Below are 19,446 nucleotides of genomic sequence, written 5' to 3'. Positions count from 1 at the left end.
AGTTAAGCGACCAACGCCCGCAGGCCTTGCTCGGCCACCTCGCGCGCGCGGGCATCGATCGCCAGCACATGCTCGAGCCCGGCGGCGCCGACCGGTTCGGCCGGCAGCTGATCCATGGTGCGTTCCACCAGGCTGGCAATCTGGGTAAACCCAATCCGCTCGGCGAGGAAGGCGGCGACCGCGACCTCATTGGCGGCATTCAGCACCACCGGCGCGGTGCCCCCCTCGGCGGCGGCGCGATAGGCGAGTTCCAGGCAGGGAAAGCGCTCCGGTGCCGGCGGTTCGAAATCGAGCTGCGCGGTGACGAACAGATCCAGCGGCTCGACCCCGGAGGCCATGCGTTCCGGCCAGGCCAGCGCATGCGCAATCGGCGTGCGCATATCCGGGTTACCGAGCTGCGCCAGCACCGAGCCATCGGAGTATTGGACCATCGAGTGGATCACGCTCTGCGGATGCACCACGACTTGGATCTTGGCCGGCGAGGTGTTGAACAACCAGCAGGCCTCGATGATCTCGAGTCCCTTGTTCATCATGGTCGCCGAGTCGACCGAAATCTTGCGCCCCATCTGCCAGTTGGGATGAGCACAAGCCTGATCCGGCGTCACCGCCGCCAGTGACGCCGGCGAGGCATCCCGAAACGGCCCGCCGGAGGCGGTCAGCAGAATGCGCTCCACCCCGCATTGGCCAAGCCCATCGGCGAAGCTCGGCGGCATGCACTGGAAGATAGCGTTGTGCTCGCTATCGATGGGCAGCAACAGGGCGCCGCTGGCAACGGCCGCGCGCATCACGATATCCCCGGCGACCACCAGGGCCTCTTTGTTCGCGAGCAGCACCCGTTTGCCGGCCTGAGTTGCGGCCAGTGTCGACTGCAGACCTGCGGCCCCAACGATCGCGGCCATCACGTAATCGGCCTCAGGCAGCGCGGCGATGGTCTCGAGGGCCTCGGCGCCGGCCAGCACCTCCGGTGGCCTCGGCATGTCCGCGAGCTGCTCGCGCAAGGACGCTGCGGCGGCGGGGTCGACCATCACCGCGTAGGAAGGCTGAACGCGCCGGCACTGCTCGGCCATGCGCTCGACGTTGCGATGCGCGCTGAGCGCCACCACCCGAAAGCGCTCCGGATGCCGCAGCACCACATCGAGCGTGCTGACCCCGATCGAGCCGGTCGACCCGAGCACCGTGATACCGATCATAGCCTCTCCTCCCATTATTGCCCGCCGATGAGCCAGATGAAGCCGAGCGCGAAGATCGGCGCCGCTGCCGTCAGACTGTCGATACGATCCAGCATGCCGCCATGACCTGGCAACAGGGAACCGGCATCCTTGATACCACGACGGCGTTTCAGCCAGCTCTCGAAGAGGTCGCCCACCACCGACAGCACCGCTGTCAGCACGCAAATCACTAGCAAAAAGAACGCTTGCGGCGCCGCCAAACCGAGCAGCAGCGCGACCAGCAGCCCCCACAGGGCTGCCGCCGCCACGCCGACGTAGACGCCCACCCGGGTCTTACCCGGGCTGAGCACTGCCGACAACTTCGCGCGACCGAAGCGCCGCCCGCTGAAATAGGCCGCGCTGTCGGCAATCCAGATCAGCATCAGCAGACTCAGCGCAATCAGAGGGCCATTGGTCGGCATGGCATGCAAATGGACCAGCGCGAGCCAAGGGGTGACCAACACCAACAGGCCGAGCACCAGCAGGGAGGGTTCGACCTGCGGCGCCTGATCGATGCGCTGTATCAGGGGCAAACGCAGCGCCAGCACGAGCCACCAGAGCGCCGCGAGCGCGAGGATGAAGGCGTGCCAATCGCTTGGTGCCAACAGCCAGACGAGCGGCAAACAAAGCAGGATCAGCACCATGTAGCCAGCGCGGGCAAGGCCGGCATCGAAGCCGGCCAGCCCCGACCATTCCCAAGCGCCCATGGCGACGAACAGTGCCATCAGCACCGCGAACCAGGGGCTCGGGAGCAACAACACGGCGCCCATCACCAGCGGTGCCAGCAGCAGCGCGGTCAACACACGCGCGCGCAACCCCTGCATGCGTCCCCCGGGAGCGTTCTCAGCCGCCATAGGCATCCGCCAGTTCGGTCACCTGCTCACTGGTCAGCCCAAAGCGACGCTGGCGACGCCCGAAATCCCGCAGCGCGGCGACAAACGCATCGGCATCGAATTCCGGCCACATCAGATCGGAAAAATAGAGTTCGGCGTAGGCACTCTGCCAAAGCAGGAAGTTACTGATACGCTTCTCGCCCCCAGTACGAATGAACAAATCGGGTTCCGGAAGACCGGCGGTGCAGAGGCGCGAGGCGATCACCGCCTCATCGATGGCGCTCGGTTGCAGCCGCCCCTGCGCGACTTCATGCGCCAAGGCCCGGACCGATTGCGCAATATCCCAACGGCCACCGTAATTGGCCGCGATCTGTAGCAAGAGGGCTTGGCCATCACGGGTTGCCTCCTCGGCCTCGGCGATCTGGCGTTGGAGCTTGTTCGAGAAGGCCGAGAGATCACCGATGAAACGCAACCGCACATCATGCTCGACAAGCCGATTGACCTCGGCCCGCAAGGTGCTCATGAAGAGTTCAAGCAGGGTGTTGACCTCGGCGCGCGGACGGCGCCAGTTCTCGCTGCTGAACGCAAACAGCGTGAGCATGTGCACGCCACTGCGCAGTCCTTGCTCGACCACCGCGCGCACACTCTTGGCGCCCGCGCGATGACCTTGCGTTCTCGGCAGGCCGCGCTGCCGCGCCCAACGGCCATTGCCGTCCATGATGATGGCAACATGGGTCGGAACCCCGGGTTGAGGCCCTTCATGATCAGGCCGGGTCGCGGAACTCATTGACTGTCAGCGGACGTCGCAAGGCTGCATCTAGGGAAGCGAGCGCCGCTCAAATCGCCATCAGATCCTGCTCTTTCTCGTCAAGAATCTGATCGACCTCCTTGACGAACTGATCGGTCAGTTTCTGCACGATCTCTTGGCCGCGGCGTTCATCATCTTCCGAGATCAGCTTCTCCTTGACGAGTTCCTTGAGTTCATTATTCGCATCGCGGCGGATATTGCGCACCGCAACGCGGGTCTGCTCCGCCTCTTGTCGGGCGATGCGCTGCAGATCGCGACGCCGCTCCTCGGTCAGCGCCGGCATGGGGACACGGATCACGACGCCGGCACTGTTCGGATTGACCCCAAGATCGGATTGCATGATGGCCTTCTCGACCGCCTGCACCATGTTGCGCTCCCAAGGTGTCACCGTCAGGGTGCGGGCGTCTTCAACCGCCACATTCGCGACCTGATTGATCGGCACCTCGGAGCCGTAGTAGCTCACCTTCACGTGGTCGAGCAGCGACGGATGGGCGCGGCCGGTGCGAATCTTCGCCAACTCGTGCCGCAGCGCCTCGGCACTCTTTGACATCCGGTCAGCGGCGTCTTTCTTGATGTCATCGATCATTGTTCGTGTCCAGTCACCACCAGCGAGCCAATATCCTCGCCCGCCGCCACTCGGGCAAGCGCACCGGCCTCGTAAATGTTCATGATGCGCAGCGGAATCCGATTGTCGCGACAGAGCACGATGGCGGTCGTATCCATCACCTGCAGCCGTTCGGCAATTGCTTGATCATACGTCAAGCGCTTATAGAAGATCGCATCCGGATGGGTCATCGGGTCGTCTGAAAAGACCCCATCGACCTTGGTCGCCTTGATCAGGAGATCCGCGCCGATCTCGACGGCGCGCAGACTTGCGGCGGAATCAGTGGTGAAGAACGGATTGCCGGTCCCGGCCGCGAAGATGGTCACCCGCCCCTTGTCGAGATGCCTGAGCGCGCGGCGGCGGATATAGTCCTCGCAGACTTGATTGACCTTCAGCGCCGACATGACCCGGGTCGGCACCGAGCGGCGTTCGAGGGCATCCTGCATCGCCAGCGCGTTCATCACCGTGGCCAGCATGCCCATGTGGTCACCGGTCACGCGGTCCATGCCCTCGGCCGCGAGCGCAGCGCCGCGAAAGAGATTGCCGCCGCCGATGACCAGCGCGATCTGCAAGCCCTGCTGCGCGGACTCCGCGACATCATCGGCGAGCCGTCCTAAGAGCACCGGATCGATACCGTAAGACGCATCCCCGATGAGCGCTTCACCGCTCAACTTCAACAAGATACGCCGATAAGGGGGCTGCGACACGTTTCGATCCTGGCGTCAGTAGAAAGCTAGGCGTCGACCTGACCGGCCTGGGCCTTGACCTCATCGGCGAAGTTCTCGACCTTCTTCTCGATGCCCTCGCCCACCTCCATGCGCACGAAGCGTTTGACCTCGGCACCACGCGCCTTGAGCAGATCGCCGACCTGGGTGTCCGGATCCTTGATGAACGTCTGCCCGAGCAGGGTCACTTCCTCGAGGTATTTGCGCATCCGGCCATCGGTGATTTTATCGACGATATTGGCTGGCTTGCCACTCTCGAGCGCCTGTGCCTTGAAGATCTCGCGCTCCTTCTCCAGCGCCTCGGCTGGCACATCCTCGGCCGAGACGCAGAGCGGGCTCGAGGCGGCGATGTGCATCGCGACATCGCGCCCCAGGTCTTCATCGCCGCCGACCATTTCGACCAGCACCGCGATACGCACGCCATGCCGATAGCGATGGAAGGTTCCTGCGGGGGCATCGAAACGCTGCATGCGACGCACGGCGACGTTCTCGCCGATCTTCGCGATCAGCGCCTGGCGCGCCTCCTCGACGCTCTCACCATCGCCGCCCGCCAGCGGCTGCGCGGCCAGCGCAGCCTCGTCAGCAACCGCGCTGGCCAGCGCGGTCTCGGCCACGGCGGCGGCAAAGCCGGCGAAATGCGCGTCCTTGGCGACGAAATCGGTCTCGCTGTTGACCTCGACCATCACCGCCGCATGCTGATCGTCGGCGATCTTGAGTTCGACGACGCCATCAGCGGCGACCCGGCCGGCCTTTTTCGCGGCCTTGGCCTGGCCTGACTTACGCATCGCCTCGATGGCCGCGTCGATGTTCCCATCTGTCTCGACCAGCGCCTTCTTGCATTCCATCATGCCGGCGCCGGTGCGTTCGCGCAGCTCCTTGACCAGTGCGGCTGAAATCGCCATGAGTCACTCCAAAAAGATCGTGCCAAAAAGATCATGATAGGGCTCGAGACGAGGGCGTCTCGAGCCTCGATAAAAATTGCCAGGGTCGAGCCGGCCCAAACTGGAGCCCGGCCCGAGCCCATCAGTCCGCCAAATCAGTCCACAACCGCCGCTTCGGGCTCCTCGGCCGGATCACGGCCGCCGGCCATGGCCGCAGCGGTCTGCCGACCATCCAGGATGGCGGAGGCGGCGCCCTCGATGTAAAGCCGCACCGCGCGAATCGCATCATCATTGCCGGGGATCACATAATCGACCCGGCTCGGATCGTTGTTCGTGTCGACGACGCCGACCACGGGCACACCCAGCTTGTTGGCCTCGTTGACCGCAATCTTTTCATGGCCGACATCGACCACGAACAGCGCATCGGGCAACCCGTTCATGTTCTTGATGCCGCCGAGGCTGAGTTCGAGCTTGTCGAGTTCGCGACGCAGCGTGAGCTGCTCTTTCTTGCCGAAGCGCTCGATACTGCCGTCCTCGAACATCGACTCGAGTTCCTTCAGCCGGGCGATGGACTGTTTGACAGTCTTGAAATTGGTCAGCATGCCGCCCAGCCAACGATGGTTGACGAAGGGCATGTTGCAGCGATTCGCCTCCTCGCGAATCGCTTCCTGCGCGGCCCGCTTGGTGCCGACGAAGAGGATCTTACCGCCATTCGCGGCGAGCTTCCCCAGGTAGCTCATCGCCTCCTGATAGAGCGGCAGGGTGCGCTCGAGATTGACGATATGGATCTTGTTACGCTGGCCGAAGATGTACGCGGCCATCTTCGGGTTCCAGTAGCGTGTCTGATGGCCAAAATGCACACCAGCCTGCAGCATCTGCCGCATTGAAACGTCACTCATGATGTTCTCTCGTATCGGGTTGGGCCTCCACGCACTCCATGATGCAACCTCTCTCGAGGCACCCGGCATCATGTGTCGGCGCGTGTGTGGCGTTTAATCGCGCGCGCTGGCGCTCGGCGCCCATCGCGGCATGGTCTCGATCAACTTTTCAATCGCTTATCGGAGTCCCATCGGGGGCTTCGCCGGGAGCCGCCGGTGTCGCCCGCCGGGCTTCCGGCCTTGACCTTCAGCGAGACGACCGGCATCTCGGGTCTGTGCGACATCGAGCAGCCCCATGCATCAGGATGGGCCCCGTGGCGAGCACGAGCGTCAATTGCTCGACTCCGCCGCGTCTTATACCATGCTGGATTTGATCGTCGCAAACCGCGTTGTCGATAGGCACGTCTTCATTATCCATCTGTATGACCGCAGCCGCCGGAATCCTGAGCCCATGAGTGTTGCCATAAAAAATGCCGAGGAGATCGAGAAGATGCGCGTTGCGGGGCGGCTCGCCGCCTCCGTGCTCGAGATGATCGGGCCGCACGTCGTCCCCGGCACCACCACCGACGAACTCGATCGCATCTGCCATGCGTTCATCGTCAACGAACTCGAAGCGATTCCCGCGCCACTCAACTATCGCGGCTTCCCGCGCTCGATCTGCACCTCGGTCAACAATCAGGTCTGCCACGGGATTCCCGGCAACAAGCGCCTCAAGAAGGGCGACATCGTCAATATCGACATCACCGTGATCAAGGATGGCTACCACGGCGATACCAGCAAGATGTTCTTCGCGGGCGAAGCGACCGTGCTCGCGCGGCGGCTCGTCGACACCACCCAGCAGGCGCTGCGCGTCGGCATCGCCACGGCCGGCCCCGGTGCCACGCTCGGCGACATCGGCCATGCCATCCAGACCTTCGTCGAGCGTCATCGCTTCTCGGTCGTGCGGGAATATTGCGGCCATGGCATCGGCCGTGAATTTCACGAGGAGCCGCAGGTGCTGCACTATGGCAAGCCCGGCGATGGCCTCAGGCTGCAGCCCGGCATGTGCTTCACCATCGAGCCGATGGTCAATGCCGGCAAGCGCTTCGTCAAGCTGCTGCCGGACGGCTGGACCGTGGTCACCAAGGACCGCGCCCTCTCGGCCCAGTGGGAGCACACGATCCTGATCACCGAGACGGGCCGCGAGGTGCTGACGTTGCGCGACGAGGAGCGCGCGGCGGCGAGCGATGACCACGACCCGCTCACCGAAACAGCCGACGGCCTGCAAGCGCCGGTCTGGCTACGCGCCAGCGCCGGGTGAGAACCGACAGCGCACTCACACTCGGCGTGCTCGAGCGCGAAGCCGAGCTGCTCGGTGTCGACGAGGGCGCCGCGCTGGCGCGCTTTCGCGACACCGTCAAGGAGGTGCGCGCACGGCTCTTCGACAGCTACGACCAGGGGGCTCCGGTCGGCCAACTGCTGCAGGCGCGCTCGCAGGCGATCGACATGCTCCTGCGCTGCGCCTGGCAACGTTTGATGCCAGATACCGAAGCCGGCGCCCTGATCGCCGTCGGCGGTTATGGCCGTGCCGAGCTGCATCCGGCCTCGGACATCGACCTGCTGATCCTGGTCGACGCGGACCAACTCGAGCCGCTGCAGGCACCACTGACCACGCTCATCACCTTCCTCTGGGACATCGGCATCGAGCTTGGCCACGCGGTGCGCACTCTGCCTGAATGCGCCAGCGCTGCGGCCGATGACCTCACCGTCATCAGCAACCTGATCGAAGCGCGTTTCATCACCGGGCGCGCCGCGCTCTTCGATCAGCTCCAAGCGGCGATTGCGCCCGCGCACCTGTGGCCGACCGACCGCTTCTTCGAGGCCAAGATCGCCGAGCAGCACAAACGCTGGCGCCGTTACGGCGAGACCGCCTACAACCTAGAGCCCAACATCAAGGAGAATCCGGGCGGTCTGCGCGACATCCAGATGATCAGCTGGGTGACCAAACGCCACTTCGGCTCCGGCTCCCTGCTCGAACTCGTCGACCACGGCTTCCTGACCGAGAGCGAGCACCTCGCCCTCATCGAGGGCCGCGCCCTGCTCTGGCGCATCCGCTTTGCCCTGCATCGGCTCACCGGCCGCCACGAGGATCGCCTGCTATTCGACTACCAGCGCACCCTCGCCGACCAATTCGGCTACAGCGACCACAGCGACAATCTCGCCGTGGAGCAGTTCATGCAGCAGTACTACCGCACGGTGATGGAGCTGAACCGGCTCAATGAGATGCTGCTGCAGCTGTTTCGCGAGGCCATCCTGCTGCAGGATCGCATCGGTCCGCCGGAGCCGATCAACCGCCGTTTTCAGAGCCGCAGCGGCTACCTGGAAGTCACACATGAACAGGTCTTCAAGCACCGCCCGATCGCCTTGCTCGAAGTTTTTCATCTCCTGCAACTACGCCCCCGGCTGCATGGGGTCCGCGCCTCGACCATCCGCCTGATCCGCGAGAATCGCCATCGCATCGACGACGCCTTCCGCGAGGACGTGCGCGCGCGCAGCCTGTTCATGGAGATCCTGCGGCATCCGAGCGGGGTCACCGATACCCTGCGGCGGATGAACCGCTATGGAGTGCTCGCGAGCTATATCCCGGCCTTTGCCAATATCGTCGGGCGCATGCAGTACGACCTCTTTCATGTCTACACCGTCGACGAGCATACGTTGCGCGTGCTGCGCAATCTGCGCCGCTTCTCGGTCCCCGTGCACGACCACGAACTGCCGCTGTGCAGCGCGGTCGCGCGGCGCGTGCCCAAGCTCGAGATCCTCTATCTGGCCGCCCTGTTCCACGATATCGGCAAGGGTCGCGGCGGCGATCATTCCGTGCTCGGCGCGCACGACGCCTGGGATTTCTGCCAGCTGCACTACCTCAGCGAGTTCGATAGCCGGCTGGTGGCCTGGCTGGTCGAGAATCATCTGCTGATGTCGGTCACCGCGCAGCGCAAGGACATCTCGGACCCGGCCGTGATCCAGGCCTTTGCCGAGCAGATCAGCGATATCAACCGACTCGATTACCTCTACCTGCTCACCGTGGCCGATGTGCGCGGCACCAATCCGAAACGCTGGAGCACCTGGAAGGATGCCCTGCTACGCGAGCTGTACCACGCCGCGCGGCGCAGCCTCGACCGCGGGCTCGACAACCCGCAGGCACAGGATGTGCTCATCGAGCAGAAGCAGATCGAGGCCATGCGTATCCTCGCGCGCCAGGGCATCGAGGCCGAGGATTGTCGCAACCTCTGGTTTCGCTTCTCGGTGGATTTCTTCGCGCCCAGTCAACCGGAGGAGATCGCTTGGCAGACCAAGCGCATTCTCGAGGCGCAGCCTGAGGATCTGCCGATGGTCAATCTGCGCCGGTTACCGACGCGCGGCTGTACCGAGATCTTCATCTACACCCAGGATTGCGAAAATCTCTTCGTGCGGATCACCGCGCTGCTCGATCAGCGCAACCTGGATATCGTCAATGCCCGCATCATCACCACCGATGACGGCATGGCGCTGAATGTCTTCCAGGTGCTGACCCGAGACCATGAGCCCCTCGAGCAGGGCGAGGTCAGCGACGAACTGGCCGAGCAACTGCGCCACGAACTGCGCCAATCCGCGCACACCGAGCCGCGCGTCAACCGGCGCCTGCCGCGTCAGCTGCGGTATTTTCCCATCGAAACCCGGATCAGCTTTACCGACGACGCAGCCAATCAGCGCACGCTCATGCTGCTCACCACGCGCGATCGGCCCGGACTGCTGGCCGAGATCGGGACTGTTTTCGAGCGTTGCGACATTCAGGTCCGGGGCGCCAAGATCGCCACCGTCGGCGCCGAGGTCGAGGATGTATTTTTCATCGCCACCCGCGATGCCACGCCGATCCGCTGCGGTCAAACGCTGAGCTGCCTGCGGCGCGAGGTCCACGACCGCCTCGACCAAAACCCAACCGGCAACTGAGCGCCTAGGCTAGGCGTTGAAATCCTGATGATGCATCCTAGCCTCACCCTCCCGACAGCATGCATCCCACCGGGTTGACCATGTCGATCACTCGCCTTTCACGCACATGCATCATCGCCCTACTCGCGAGCATGGGCTTCGGCCTTGCCGATACTGACCATATCGCCCGGGGCGCTCCGCTCGGCGAGCAGCAAGCCGCCGATGCGCCGCAAGCGGCCGACGCGCGGACACCTTCGCCGTATGCGCCCATGCCAGCGCCGAGCGCGCATCCGCCGCAAATCCCCCGCTGGCTGGAGGAAGTGCGGGCTCAGCGCCGCGCATTACATGCGCAACGGCGCGCCGCGCATCAGGCCAGACATGATGCGCTAGACCCAGTCGGAGCGGCCAAGCGCGACGAGCGCCAGGACCAACAACGGCGGCGACGGCAGGAGATGCGCGAGATGATCGAGACCGAGCGTCGGCTGTACCTCAACCGCAGCCCCTGGTTCAACCCGCTGGCACCAGCGGGACCGCCAGTGGAATCAAGGCGCCCACCGCCAACGGCAGGCGGTCCACTCACGCGCGGCAGTCTCGCCGAGGATCAAGCCCCCGAGCGTTCCGAGCCATCCAGCGCCAGCGGCGAGCCACTGACACCCTCGGACTGGAACAACCTCTGGTATTACAACGGCTGGTGAGGTGGCTGCTCGATCAGCTCGAGCGCATTGGCATCAGGATCGCGCGCAAACAACGCGCGGCGGCCAGAGCGACTTAGCGTATAGGGGATCGCGGCAGCGTCGAGTACGGCCATCACCGCCTCGAGATCGGGCACCGTCAGCGCCAGGTGACGATCCCGCCCGCCATGGGCGGGACGCGCCGCGACCGGGTCCGGATTCGGCAGCTCCAGCAGGTGGATCTGCTGAGCGCCCACACGCAGCCAGGCGCCCGCGAAGCCCAGCTGCGGCCGTGTCGGTTCGACCTCGAGCCCGAGCAGATCGCGATAGAACGCGAGCGCGCGCTCGGTATCGGCGACGATCAGGCTCACATGATGGATGCTATGGATCAGGCTCATCGGAACGGCCTCCGCCGGCTGTCTGTGAGTGGAGCGGATCGGCACCCTGCCCTATACTGCGCGATTGTGCCTAGGAAACCGCTTTCCAATGGCGGCGAGGCTCGACGCCAGCCCACCGCCCTCTCGCTGCGATGAACCCGAACCTCAGCCGCCTGCAACCCTACCCGTTCGAGAAGTTAGCGGCGCTCATGCGCGATATCGAGCCGCCCGCCGAGTTATCGGCCATCGCGCTTTCGATCGGTGAGCCCAAGCATGCCACACCAGCGTTCATCGCCAACGCGCTGGTCGCGCATATCGACCAGCTCGCAAGCTATCCCAGCACGCGCGGGCTGCCCGAGCTACGCCAAGCCATCGCCGCCTGGCTCGCTCGCCGCTTCGGGCTCGGCGCGAGCGGGATCGATCCACAGACCCAAGTGCTGCCGGTCAACGGCACCCGCGAGGCCCTGTTCGCCTTCGCCCAAGCGATGATCGACCCGCGCGAGGATGCGCTGGTGCTGATGCCCAACCCCTTCTACCAGATCTACGAAGGGGCCGCGCTGCTCGCCGGGGCCACGCCCTATCTGCTCCCCTGCAGCAAGGACACGCATTGGTTGCCAGACCTCGAGCGCGTGCCGGAATCCGTCTGGGAGCGCTGCCAGCTGATCTATATCTGCTCGCCTGGCAACCCGACCGGCGCGGTGATGGACCAGGCCCAACTGATGCACCTAATCGAGCTGGCGCAGCGGCACGACTTCATCATCGCCGCCGATGAATGCTACGCCGAGCTGTATCTCGACGAGGCGAGCCCACCACCCGGACTGCTGCAGGCCGCCGCCGCGCTGGGTCTCGATGATTATCGGCGCTGCGTCTGTTTCCATAGCCTCTCGAAGCGCTCCAATGCGCCCGGGCTGCGCTCCGGCTTCGTCGCTGGCGATGCGCAGCTGATCGAGCCGTTCTTCCAGTATCGTACCTACCACGGCTGCGCGATGCCGCTGCAACATCAGCAGGCGAGTCTCCTGGCCTGGCAAGACGAGGCGCATGTGATCGAGAATCGGCGCCTCTATCGCGAGAAGTTCGCCGCCGTGGCCACGATTTTGGACGGCGTGCTCGCGTTCAGCATCCCGCCAGCCGGCTTCTATCTCTGGCCGCGCACACCGATCCCGGATACCGAGTTCGCGCGCCGTCTGCTCGCCGAGCAGAACCTGCGCGTGCTACCCGGGCGGTTCCTGTCGCGCGCCGGCGAGCACGGCGACCCCGGCCTGAACCACATCCGCATGGCGCTGGTGCCCCCGCTCGATGACTGTATCGAGGCCGCCCAGCGCATCCGCGCGGTCTGCGAGCAGTTATGACGAACCGCGTGACATCGTCGTGCTCATCGGGCAGCGCGGTTTGTCCTGATCAACCTGAACTTGGTTCACGTTCTCTTTCCAACAATCTCCACCGGAGCCAACCATGTCCGAGCAACACAGCGAACACCAATCGATCATCGAGCAGGCCTTCGAGCACCGCGCCGAGATCACACCGCGCACGGTCGAGACCCACGTGCGCGATGCGGTCATCGACACCATCGAGCGACTCGATTGCGGTGAGCTACGCGTTGCCCAGCCGCATGCTGGCGACTGGGTCGTCAACGACTGGATCAAGAAGGCGGTGCTGCTCTCGTTCCGCATCGAAGACAACCAGTTCATCAAGGGCGGCTTCACCAACTATTACGACAAGGTGCCGTCAAAGTACGCCGACGTCAGCTCCAAGGACTTCCGCGACGGCGGCGTGCGCGTGGTGCCGCCGGCGACCGCCCGGCGCGGCTCCTACATCGCGCCGAGCTGTGTGCTGATGCCCTCCTACGTCAACATCGGCGCCTATGTCGACTCCGGCACCATGGTCGACACCTGGGCCACTGTGGGCTCCTGTGCCCAGATCGGCAAGAATGTGCACCTCTCCGGTGGCGTCGGCATCGGCGGCGTGCTCGAGCCGATCCAGGCCGCGCCGACCATCATCGAGGACGATTGCTTCATCGGCGCGCGCTCCGAGATCGTCGAGGGCGTCATCGTCGAGCAAGGCGCGGTGATCTCGATGGGGGTCTACATCGGCCAGAGCACCAAGATCTATCACCGCGAGACCGGCGAGATCACCTACGGCCGCGTGCCCGCTGGCGCCGTCGTCGTTCCCGGCAACCTGCCCGCAAAGGACGGCACGCACAGCCTCTACTGCGCGGTCATCATCAAGCAGGTCGACGAGAAGACTCGCGGCAAGGTCGGCATCAACGAGTTGCTGCGCGATATCTAGAAAGCGTCCATCAACGTCTCCCGATGTGAGAACCACAGTTGGGCGATCATCGGGAAGTAGACAGTGGGCAGCTGCTTAGGTACGCGCAAGACTGAGGATACGATGCACGCCGCTTCAGCGACCGATACAAACAATCCCTCGGCCACCCTCGAGCTGGCCCTAGATCTTATCCGCCGACGCTCAGTGACTCCCGAGGATGCCGGCTGCCAACCGTTGATGGCCGAGCGGCTAGCGGCGCTCGGCTTCGCGATCGAGCCGATGCGCTTTGGCGAGGTCGACAACCTCTGGGCCCGGCGCGGCAGCGAAGGGCCGCTGTTCTGCTTCGCCGGTCATACCGATGTGGTGCCGCCGGGTCCGCGCGCCGACTGGACCTCCGACCCCTTCGCGCCCGAGATCCGCGACGGCCTGCTCTATGGCCGCGGCGCCTGCGATATGAAGGGCTCACTTGCGGCGATGATCACCGCGACCGAGCACTTCATCGCCGCACATCCCGATCATCGAGGCTCGATCGCGTTCCTGATCACCAGCGATGAGGAAGGCCCCTCGATCGACGGCACCCGCCGCGTGGTCGAGGCGCTCTCGGCGCGCGATGAGCGCATCGACTACGCGCTGGTCGGCGAGCCCTCGAGCCACCAGCGGCTCGGCGACATCATCAAGCACGGCCGCCGCGGCAGCCTCGGCGGGCGGCTGCGGATTCGTGGCAAGCAGGGGCATGTGGCCTATCCGACGCTGGCCGATAATCCGGTGCATCGCGCGGCGCCGGCCTTGGCCGAACTCTGCGCCGAGCGCTGGGACGCGGGCAACGAGCACTTCCCGCCGACCAGCTTCCAGATCTCGAACATCCACGCTGGCACCGGCGCCGATAATGTGATCCCCGGCGAACTCGAGGTGCTGTTCAACCTGCGCTTCTCGACCGAGCAGACGCCGGAGGCGCTTCAGCAACGCATCCAGGCAATCCTCGACCGCCATGGGCTGGATCACCAGATCGATTGGCGCGTTTCCGGGCATCCATTCCTAACCCCCGCTGGCGCACTGGTTGAAGCCACCCAAGCCGCGATCCTCGCCGTCACCGACGAGCCGACCCAGCGCTCGACCGTCGGCGGCACCTCGGATGGTCGCTTCATCGCGCCGACGGGCGCCCAAGTGGTCGAACTCGGGCCGATCAACGCGACCATCCATAAGGTCGATGAATGCGTCGGTGTCGAGGAGCTGGATCTGCTCTCGACCATCTATACCGACATCCTGCGCCGACTGTTGACCTGAGCGACGCATCGATCGTCTACCGTTTTCGCGCTCGCTTGCGCTTGCGCCGAAGCGCTGAATCATCGGCAAGCAGTGTCTTGAAGCGCACGGCATTCTCGGCGCTATCGAACCCGGCGAAGACTTCAGCGAATCCGTTGCGGGCGCGTGCCTGATCCTGCAACAGCTGCCCGATCAGCGCGCCCATCGCCAGCCAGGTGGCGGACGGAAGCCGAGTCTCGCCGCCACTCGCGTCGGCGGTCTCGCGCAGATGCCGGGCCTGCACTGCGGTATCCTGAAAATGCCCGAGGTTATCGAGCAGCCGTTTAGTCTGCTTAATCTGCTCGCATATCCGCTTCTTCTCGTACAGGCTCTGGAAGAACTCCATCAGGTAGCGCAGCTTCTTGCCGCTTTTGCGCAGCTCGTGCAGATCCTCCGGCGGTGACGCCTCACTGATCGCTCGGCCCTCGGCGCGCATCCGCTTGAGCAGCGTGCGGATGCGCTGATCGGCGACCTGCTTGATCGGCAACGCGGCCTGTGTCGGCAACGCCTCGGCACGCGCGGCATCGACGGCAACGGGCGCATCGAGAAACGCCCGCCAATCCTCGAGCAATTGCTTGAATCTCGGCGACGCGAGTTCCAGCGCCAGCTGCTGTTGGGCCTTGGCATGTTGCGCGAGCAGCAACTGGTACAAGGGCTCGAGATCCGGCTGCAAGGGCGCCGGCAGGCGCTGCCGCAGGGTCGGGAAATCGAGCAGATAGACATCGAGGTCGCGCACCGGTCCGGTCACCTGCTGCAGCCAGGCGAAACGCGCCTTGAAATCGGTGACTGTGGGCTCAGGAAAAACGCCCTTGATCTGGCTCAGCGCCGAGCGCGTGCGGCGGATCGCGACGCGCAGATCATGGAGGAATTCGCTATCGAGGTTCTGCCGCGCGCCCTCGACATTGGCCTCGATGGTCCCAAGCTGCCGGCGCAGGATCTGTTGGGTCGCCAGATCGGCGCGCTGTGCCGGATCGAGCACATCCACCGGCCCTTGCATCGCTTTGCGCATCTCGTTGAAGTCCTCCCATTGCTCCCAGGTGGGAGATCAACCGTCAATCATGAAGGATCACGCAAGTATCGATCCCCATTCCCAATCTTGAGTGGGATCGACTATGGTATCCGCCTAGGCAGAGGCTAAACCGTCCCGACCCATCCAAGGTGACAGCATCATGAGCAAGCTCGAACAACTCAAGGCCATGACCACCGTGGTCGCCGATACCGGCGACTTCGAGGCCATCGCCGAGTATCAGCCCCAGGACTCGACCACCAATCCGTCGCTCCTCTACAAGGCCGCGCAGATGCCAGCGTATCGCCATCTGGTCGAGGACGCGGTGAGTTTTGGCAAGGACAAGGGTGCCAACGCCGACGAGCACGCTCTTTGGACCATGGACAAGCTTGCGGTCAACTTCGGCGCTGAGATCCTGAAGATCGTCCCGGGTCGGGTCTCGACCGAGATCGATGCGCGGCTCTCGTTCGACACCGAGGGCACCATCGCGCGCGCCGAGGGCTTGATCGCGCTCTATGAGGAGATCGACATCGATCCGCGCCAGCGCGTCCTGTTCAAGATCGCCTCGACCTGGGAGGGCATCCGCGCCGCCGAGCACCTGGAGAAGCAGGGCGTTCATTGCAACCTGACGTTGCTGTTCAGCTTCGCGCAAGCGGTGGCCTGCGCCGAGGCCGGGGTGACCCTGATCTCGCCCTTCGTCGGCCGCATCCTGGACTGGTACAAGGATGCCGAGAACGTCACCGGCTATCCCGCCGACGAGGATCCTGGCGTCAAATCGGTGACCGAGATCTTCAACTACTACAAGCGCCACGGCTACGAGACCATCGTCATGGGCGCGAGCTTCCGCAACCTGGATGAAATCCTCGAGCTGGCCGGCTGCGACTATCTGACCATCGCGCCCAAGCTCTTGGCCGAACTCGCCGAAGCCGATGGCTCGGTACCACGCAAGCTCGACGCCGAGGCCGCGCGCGGCATGGACATCCCCAAGGTCAGTTATGACGAGCAGGCCTTCCGTTGGAGCCTGAACGAGGATGCGATGGCGACCGAGAAGCTCGCCGAGGGGATTCGACTCTTCGCCGCCGACACCCACAAACTCGAGGCCTTCACGCGCGAGATCTGCAAGAACTGTTGAGCGCGCGCGTCGGCGTTGAGCCTCGACGCCGCCTGGCGAGCGCTTGATGGTAAGGCCCAGTCCTGCGCATCGTCAGGCTCAACGCCAGTCTCCGAGGGCATCCAAACCGCGCGCGAGATCGCCCTGGATGTCGGCTACATCCTCGAGCCCGACGGCGAGGCGGATCAGTCCCTCGCCGATCCCGACCTCGGCCCGCGCCTCGGGGCTCAGGCGTCCGTGGGTCGTGGTCGCTGGATGGGTGATGGTGGTCTTGGTATCGCCCAGATTGGCGGTGATCGAGAGCAACTGCGTGGCGTCGATCACCGACCAAGCCGCTTTGCGCGCCCAGCTCGGCTGCGGTGCCGTGACCTCGAAGGCGATGATCCCGCCGCCGGTCTGCTGTTGTGCGTCCGGACCTGGGTTGGGGCCGGCCGCGATCAGGTGATGCTGTGGATGATCCGCCAGCCCCGGATAATAGACGCGCGCCACCGCTGGATGCGCCTCCAGCCAGCGCGCCAGTGTCAGCGCACTCGCCGCATGGGCGTACATGCGCAGGTGCAAGGTCTCCAGGCCTTTCAAGAACAGCCAGGCATTGAACGGGCTGAGCGAGGGGCCGGCGGTCCGCACCACGCCGAACACGTCCTCGCCGACACGCTTGGCATCGCCAACCACCGCGCCGCCGACGCAGCGGCCCTGCCCGTCCAGGTACTTGGTCGCCGAATGGATCACCAGGTCGGCGCCTTGCTCGAGCGGGCGTTGCAGCACCGGCGTGCAGAAGCAATTATCGATCGCAAGCAGGCAGCTGTGGGCGTGGGCAATCTCGCTCAGTGGGCGGATCGCGACCATCTCGGTGAGCGGGTTCGAGGGCGTCTCGGCGAACAGCAGCTTGGTCTCGGGCCGAATCGCGGCGGCCCAGGCGTCAAGGTCACTGAGCGGCACGTAGTCGGTGGCGATACCAAAGCGCGTGAGGTATTTGTCGAACAGCATGGTCGTGCTGCCGAACAGGCTACGGGCCGCGAGAATGCGATCGCCGGCCTGCAGTAAGCCCATGCAGGTCGCCAGGATCGCCGCCATCCCGGAGGCCGTCGCGACACAGGCCTCACCACCCTCGAGCGCGGCGAGCCGCTGCTCGAAGGCGCGCACGGTTGGATTGGTGAAGCGCGAATAGATATTCCCCGGCTGCTCGCCGGAGAATCGAGCGGCGGCCTCGGCCGCGCTCGCGAAGACGAAGCTCGAGGTAGCAAAGATCGGCTCGCAGTGCTCGCCCTCGCTGGTACGCTGATGGCCGGTGCGGATCGCGCGCGTCGCGAGCTTCATGCCGTGTTATAGAGTTCGATCACGGTCTCATCCTGACCCGAGCGGCGCTCTTGCTTGGCGCCATCGCTGCGCGATCGCTCCAGCTCTTCGAGATAGTCCGGGGTCACATCACCGGTCACATAGACGCCATCGAAAACCGAGGTATCAAAACGGTCGACCAGGCTCTTGCCGCGCTTCTGCACGGCGTCGATCAGATCGTCTAGATCCTGGAAGAAGAGCCGATCCGCGCCAAGCGCTTTCTCGATCTCGGCCTCGCTGCGCGCGTGCGCGACCAGCTCGCTCGCCGACGGCATATCGATCCCGTACACATTCGGATAGCGCACCGGCGGTGCGGCCGAGGCGAAGTAGACCCGCCGCGCGCCGGCATCACGCGCCATCTGGATGATCTGCTGCGAGGTGGTGCCACGAACGATGGAGTCATCGACCAAGAGCACGTTCTTCTTACGGAACTCGAGATCGATCGCGTTCAGCTTCTGGCGCACCGATTTCCTGCGCACCTGCTGGCCGGGCATGATGAAGGTGCGGCCGATATAGCGGTTCTTGATGAAGCCCTCGGCATAGGGCACGCCAAGATGATTGGCCAGCTGCAACGCAGCGGTGCGGCTGGTATCCGGCACCGGGATCACGACATCGATGTCATGCCCCGGCCAGATCCGTTTGATCTTCGCCGCCAGCTTCTTGCCCATGCGCGAGCGCGCCTTGTGCACCGAGATGTTGTCGATGATCGAATCGGGCCGCGCGAAGTAGACGAACTCGAAGATACAGGGCGAGAGCACCGGCTGAGGCGCGCATTGCTTGGTGTGCAGATGGCCTTCGATGTCGATGAAGACGCACTCGCCGGGGGCCACATCGCCGATCAGCTCGAAGCCGATGGTATCCAGCGCCACGCTCTCGGAGGCAATGATGTATTCCTCGCCGGCCCTGGTGACGCGCTTGCCATAGACCACCGGACGGATGCCGTGCGGGTCGCGGAAGCCAAAGACGCCGAAGCCAGGAATCATCGCCACCGCCGCGTAGCCGCCACGACAGCGCCGATGCACACCCTCGACGGCGCGGAAGATGTCCTGCTCGTCGATGCGCAACTTGTTCTGCAACTGCAGCTCGTGCGCGAAGACGTTGAGCAGGATCTCGGAATCGGATTCGGTATTGATATGCCGCAGGTCGTCGACGAAGACGTCGCGCTTGAGTTCCTCGGCGTTGGTCAGGTTGCCGTTATGGGCCAGCACGATCCCATAGGGCGAGTTGACGTAGAACGGCTGCGCCTCGGAGGAGCAAGAGCCGCCAGCGGTCGGATAGCGGACATGGCCGATGCCCATATTGCCGCGCAGGCGCAGCATGTGCCGGGTGCGGAAAACATCCCGCGCCAGACCCGTGTCCTTGCGCATGTGCAGCTTCTTGCTATCGCTGGTGACGATGCCAGCGGCGTCTTGGCCGCGATGTTGCAGCACCAGCAGCGCGTCATAGAGGATCTGATTGATCGGCGATTTGCCGACGATGCCAACGATTCCACACATG

General features: G+C 64.4%; 18 protein-coding genes. 7 read left to right on the top strand and 11 right to left on the bottom strand.

The window, feature by feature from the left end:
- Window positions 1-2: 2 nt before the first annotated feature.
- The 7 genes from ispC to rpsB all read right to left on the bottom strand — a co-directional run bounded on the left by ispC (window position 3) and on the right by rpsB (window position 5,943).
- The gene (ispC, locus tag AC54T3_RS07550; RefSeq protein ID WP_496623685.1) at window positions 3-1,190 is read right to left on the bottom strand and encodes a 1-deoxy-D-xylulose-5-phosphate reductoisomerase; all 1,188 of its coding nucleotides are present in this window, start codon (window positions 1,188-1,190) and stop codon (window positions 3-5) included.
- Between the two features lie 14 nt (window positions 1,191-1,204).
- The gene (locus AC54T3_RS07545; RefSeq protein ID WP_496623684.1) at window positions 1,205-2,062 is read right to left on the bottom strand and encodes a phosphatidate cytidylyltransferase; all 858 of its coding nucleotides are present in this window, start codon (window positions 2,060-2,062) and stop codon (window positions 1,205-1,207) included.
- Window positions 2,052-2,828, bottom strand: coding sequence for a polyprenyl diphosphate synthase (gene uppS, locus AC54T3_RS07540; protein ID WP_496623682.1), 777 nt, complete (start codon window positions 2,826-2,828; stop codon window positions 2,052-2,054). The genes AC54T3_RS07545 and uppS overlap by 11 nt, the downstream gene beginning before the upstream one ends.
- 49 nt (window positions 2,829-2,877) lie before the next feature.
- Complete coding sequence (gene frr / locus AC54T3_RS07535) at window positions 2,878-3,435, bottom strand: ribosome recycling factor (protein ID WP_496623681.1); 558 nt, start codon at window positions 3,433-3,435, stop codon at window positions 2,878-2,880.
- Window positions 3,432-4,160, bottom strand: coding sequence for a UMP kinase (gene pyrH, locus AC54T3_RS07530; protein WP_496623679.1), 729 nt, complete (start codon window positions 4,158-4,160; stop codon window positions 3,432-3,434). The genes frr and pyrH overlap by 4 nt, the downstream gene beginning before the upstream one ends.
- Before the next feature lie 26 nt (window positions 4,161-4,186).
- Window positions 4,187-5,080, bottom strand: coding sequence for a translation elongation factor Ts (gene tsf / locus AC54T3_RS07525; protein WP_496623678.1), 894 nt, complete (start codon window positions 5,078-5,080; stop codon window positions 4,187-4,189).
- Window positions 5,081-5,214: 134 nt separating this feature from the next.
- Entirely contained in the window at window positions 5,215-5,943 is a 729-nt protein-coding gene (rpsB, locus tag AC54T3_RS07520) for a 30S ribosomal protein S2 (RefSeq protein ID WP_496623759.1), read from the bottom strand.
- Window positions 5,944-6,388: 445 nt separating this feature from the next.
- On the opposite strand from rpsB, the gene map reads away from it, so the two are divergent.
- The 3 genes from map (at window position 6,389) to AC54T3_RS07505 (ending at window position 10,577) form a co-directional block, all read left to right on the top strand.
- Window positions 6,389-7,237 carry a type I methionyl aminopeptidase gene (gene map / locus AC54T3_RS07515; protein ID WP_496623676.1) on the top strand — a complete coding sequence of 283 codons (849 nt, stop codon included), beginning with the start codon at window positions 6,389-6,391 and terminating at the stop codon, window positions 7,235-7,237.
- 26 nt (window positions 7,238-7,263) lie between these two features.
- Window positions 7,264-9,903: a [protein-PII] uridylyltransferase gene (glnD, locus tag AC54T3_RS07510; protein WP_496623757.1), complete on the top strand. Its 2,640-nt coding sequence runs from the start codon at window positions 7,264-7,266 to the stop codon at window positions 9,901-9,903.
- Between the two features lie 80 nt (window positions 9,904-9,983).
- The gene (locus AC54T3_RS07505; protein ID WP_496623674.1) at window positions 9,984-10,577 is read left to right on the top strand and encodes a hypothetical protein; all 594 of its coding nucleotides are present in this window, start codon (window positions 9,984-9,986) and stop codon (window positions 10,575-10,577) included.
- On the opposite strand, the gene AC54T3_RS07500 is transcribed toward AC54T3_RS07505, so the two are convergent.
- Window positions 10,562-10,951: a VOC family protein gene (locus AC54T3_RS07500; protein ID WP_496623672.1), complete on the bottom strand. Its 390-nt coding sequence runs from the start codon at window positions 10,949-10,951 to the stop codon at window positions 10,562-10,564. The genes AC54T3_RS07505 and AC54T3_RS07500 overlap by 16 nt on opposite strands.
- A gap of 131 nt (window positions 10,952-11,082) precedes the next feature.
- On the opposite strand from AC54T3_RS07500, the gene dapC reads away from it, so the two are divergent.
- The 3 genes from dapC (at window position 11,083) to dapE (ending at window position 14,479) form a co-directional block, all read left to right on the top strand.
- Window positions 11,083-12,279, top strand: coding sequence for a succinyldiaminopimelate transaminase (dapC, locus tag AC54T3_RS07495; protein WP_496623671.1), 1,197 nt, complete (start codon window positions 11,083-11,085; stop codon window positions 12,277-12,279).
- 103 nt (window positions 12,280-12,382) lie between these two features.
- Window positions 12,383-13,216, top strand: a complete 834-nt coding sequence (gene dapD / locus AC54T3_RS07490; protein ID WP_496623670.1) for a 2,3,4,5-tetrahydropyridine-2,6-dicarboxylate N-succinyltransferase — start codon at window positions 12,383-12,385, stop codon at window positions 13,214-13,216.
- A 102-nt stretch (window positions 13,217-13,318) separates the two neighbouring features.
- A complete protein-coding gene (gene dapE, locus AC54T3_RS07485) occupies window positions 13,319-14,479 on the top strand; it encodes a succinyl-diaminopimelate desuccinylase (protein ID WP_496623668.1) in 1,161 nt (386 codons plus the stop codon).
- A 16-nt stretch (window positions 14,480-14,495) separates the two neighbouring features.
- Here dapE and AC54T3_RS07480 read toward each other — a convergent pair whose 3' ends face one another.
- Window positions 14,496-15,506, bottom strand: coding sequence for a CHAD domain-containing protein (locus AC54T3_RS07480; RefSeq protein ID WP_496623667.1), 1,011 nt, complete (start codon window positions 15,504-15,506; stop codon window positions 14,496-14,498).
- Between the two features lie 160 nt (window positions 15,507-15,666).
- Between AC54T3_RS07480 and tal the strand changes: the two genes are divergently transcribed.
- Complete coding sequence (tal, locus tag AC54T3_RS07475) at window positions 15,667-16,635, top strand: transaldolase (protein WP_496623665.1); 969 nt, start codon at window positions 15,667-15,669, stop codon at window positions 16,633-16,635.
- Window positions 16,636-16,713: 78 nt separating this feature from the next.
- Here tal and AC54T3_RS07470 read toward each other — a convergent pair whose 3' ends face one another.
- Window positions 16,714-17,931: an O-succinylhomoserine sulfhydrylase gene (locus tag AC54T3_RS07470; protein ID WP_496623663.1), complete on the bottom strand. Its 1,218-nt coding sequence runs from the start codon at window positions 17,929-17,931 to the stop codon at window positions 16,714-16,716.
- Window positions 17,928-19,445, bottom strand: coding sequence for an amidophosphoribosyltransferase (gene purF / locus AC54T3_RS07465; protein WP_496623662.1), 1,518 nt, complete (start codon window positions 19,443-19,445; stop codon window positions 17,928-17,930). The genes AC54T3_RS07470 and purF overlap by 4 nt, the downstream gene beginning before the upstream one ends.
- Window position 19,446: the final 1 nt, after the last annotated feature.

Source organism: Halochromatium sp. NSM3 (genome assembly GCF_059621085.1).
The sequence above is the reverse complement of the archived record's forward strand: the minus strand, read 5'-3'. Positions and strand labels throughout refer to the sequence as shown.

Bases quoted from the DNA above. Each gene is read 5' to 3' on its own strand.
- ispC (WP_496623685.1), bottom strand. From the start codon at position 1,190: ATGATCGGTATCACGGTGCTCGGGTCGACCGGCTCGATCGGGGTCAGC.
- AC54T3_RS07545 (WP_496623684.1), bottom strand. From the start codon at position 2,062: ATGGCGGCTGAGAACGCTCCCGGGGGACGCATGCAGGGGTTGCGCGCG.
- uppS (WP_496623682.1), bottom strand. From the start codon at position 2,828: ATGAGTTCCGCGACCCGGCCTGATCATGAAGGGCCTCAACCCGGGGTT.
- frr (WP_496623681.1), bottom strand. From the start codon at position 3,435: ATGATCGATGACATCAAGAAAGACGCCGCTGACCGGATGTCAAAGAGT.
- tsf (WP_496623678.1), bottom strand. From the start codon at position 5,080: ATGGCGATTTCAGCCGCACTGGTCAAGGAGCTGCGCGAACGCACCGGC.
- rpsB (WP_496623759.1), bottom strand. From the start codon at position 5,943: ATGCGGCAGATGCTGCAGGCTGGTGTGCATTTTGGCCATCAGACACGC.
- map (WP_496623676.1), top strand. From the start codon at position 6,389: ATGAGTGTTGCCATAAAAAATGCCGAGGAGATCGAGAAGATGCGCGTT.
- AC54T3_RS07505 (WP_496623674.1), top strand. From the start codon at position 9,984: ATGTCGATCACTCGCCTTTCACGCACATGCATCATCGCCCTACTCGCG.
- AC54T3_RS07500 (WP_496623672.1), bottom strand. From the start codon at position 10,951: ATGAGCCTGATCCATAGCATCCATCATGTGAGCCTGATCGTCGCCGAT.
- dapC (WP_496623671.1), top strand. From the start codon at position 11,083: ATGAACCCGAACCTCAGCCGCCTGCAACCCTACCCGTTCGAGAAGTTA.
- dapD (WP_496623670.1), top strand. From the start codon at position 12,383: ATGTCCGAGCAACACAGCGAACACCAATCGATCATCGAGCAGGCCTTC.
- dapE (WP_496623668.1), top strand. From the start codon at position 13,319: ATGCACGCCGCTTCAGCGACCGATACAAACAATCCCTCGGCCACCCTC.
- AC54T3_RS07480 (WP_496623667.1), bottom strand. From the start codon at position 15,506: ATGCGCAAAGCGATGCAAGGGCCGGTGGATGTGCTCGATCCGGCACAG.
- tal (WP_496623665.1), top strand. From the start codon at position 15,667: ATGAGCAAGCTCGAACAACTCAAGGCCATGACCACCGTGGTCGCCGAT.
- AC54T3_RS07470 (WP_496623663.1), bottom strand. From the start codon at position 17,931: ATGAAGCTCGCGACGCGCGCGATCCGCACCGGCCATCAGCGTACCAGC.
- purF (WP_496623662.1), bottom strand. From the start codon at position 19,445: ATGTGTGGAATCGTTGGCATCGTCGGCAAATCGCCGATCAATCAGATC.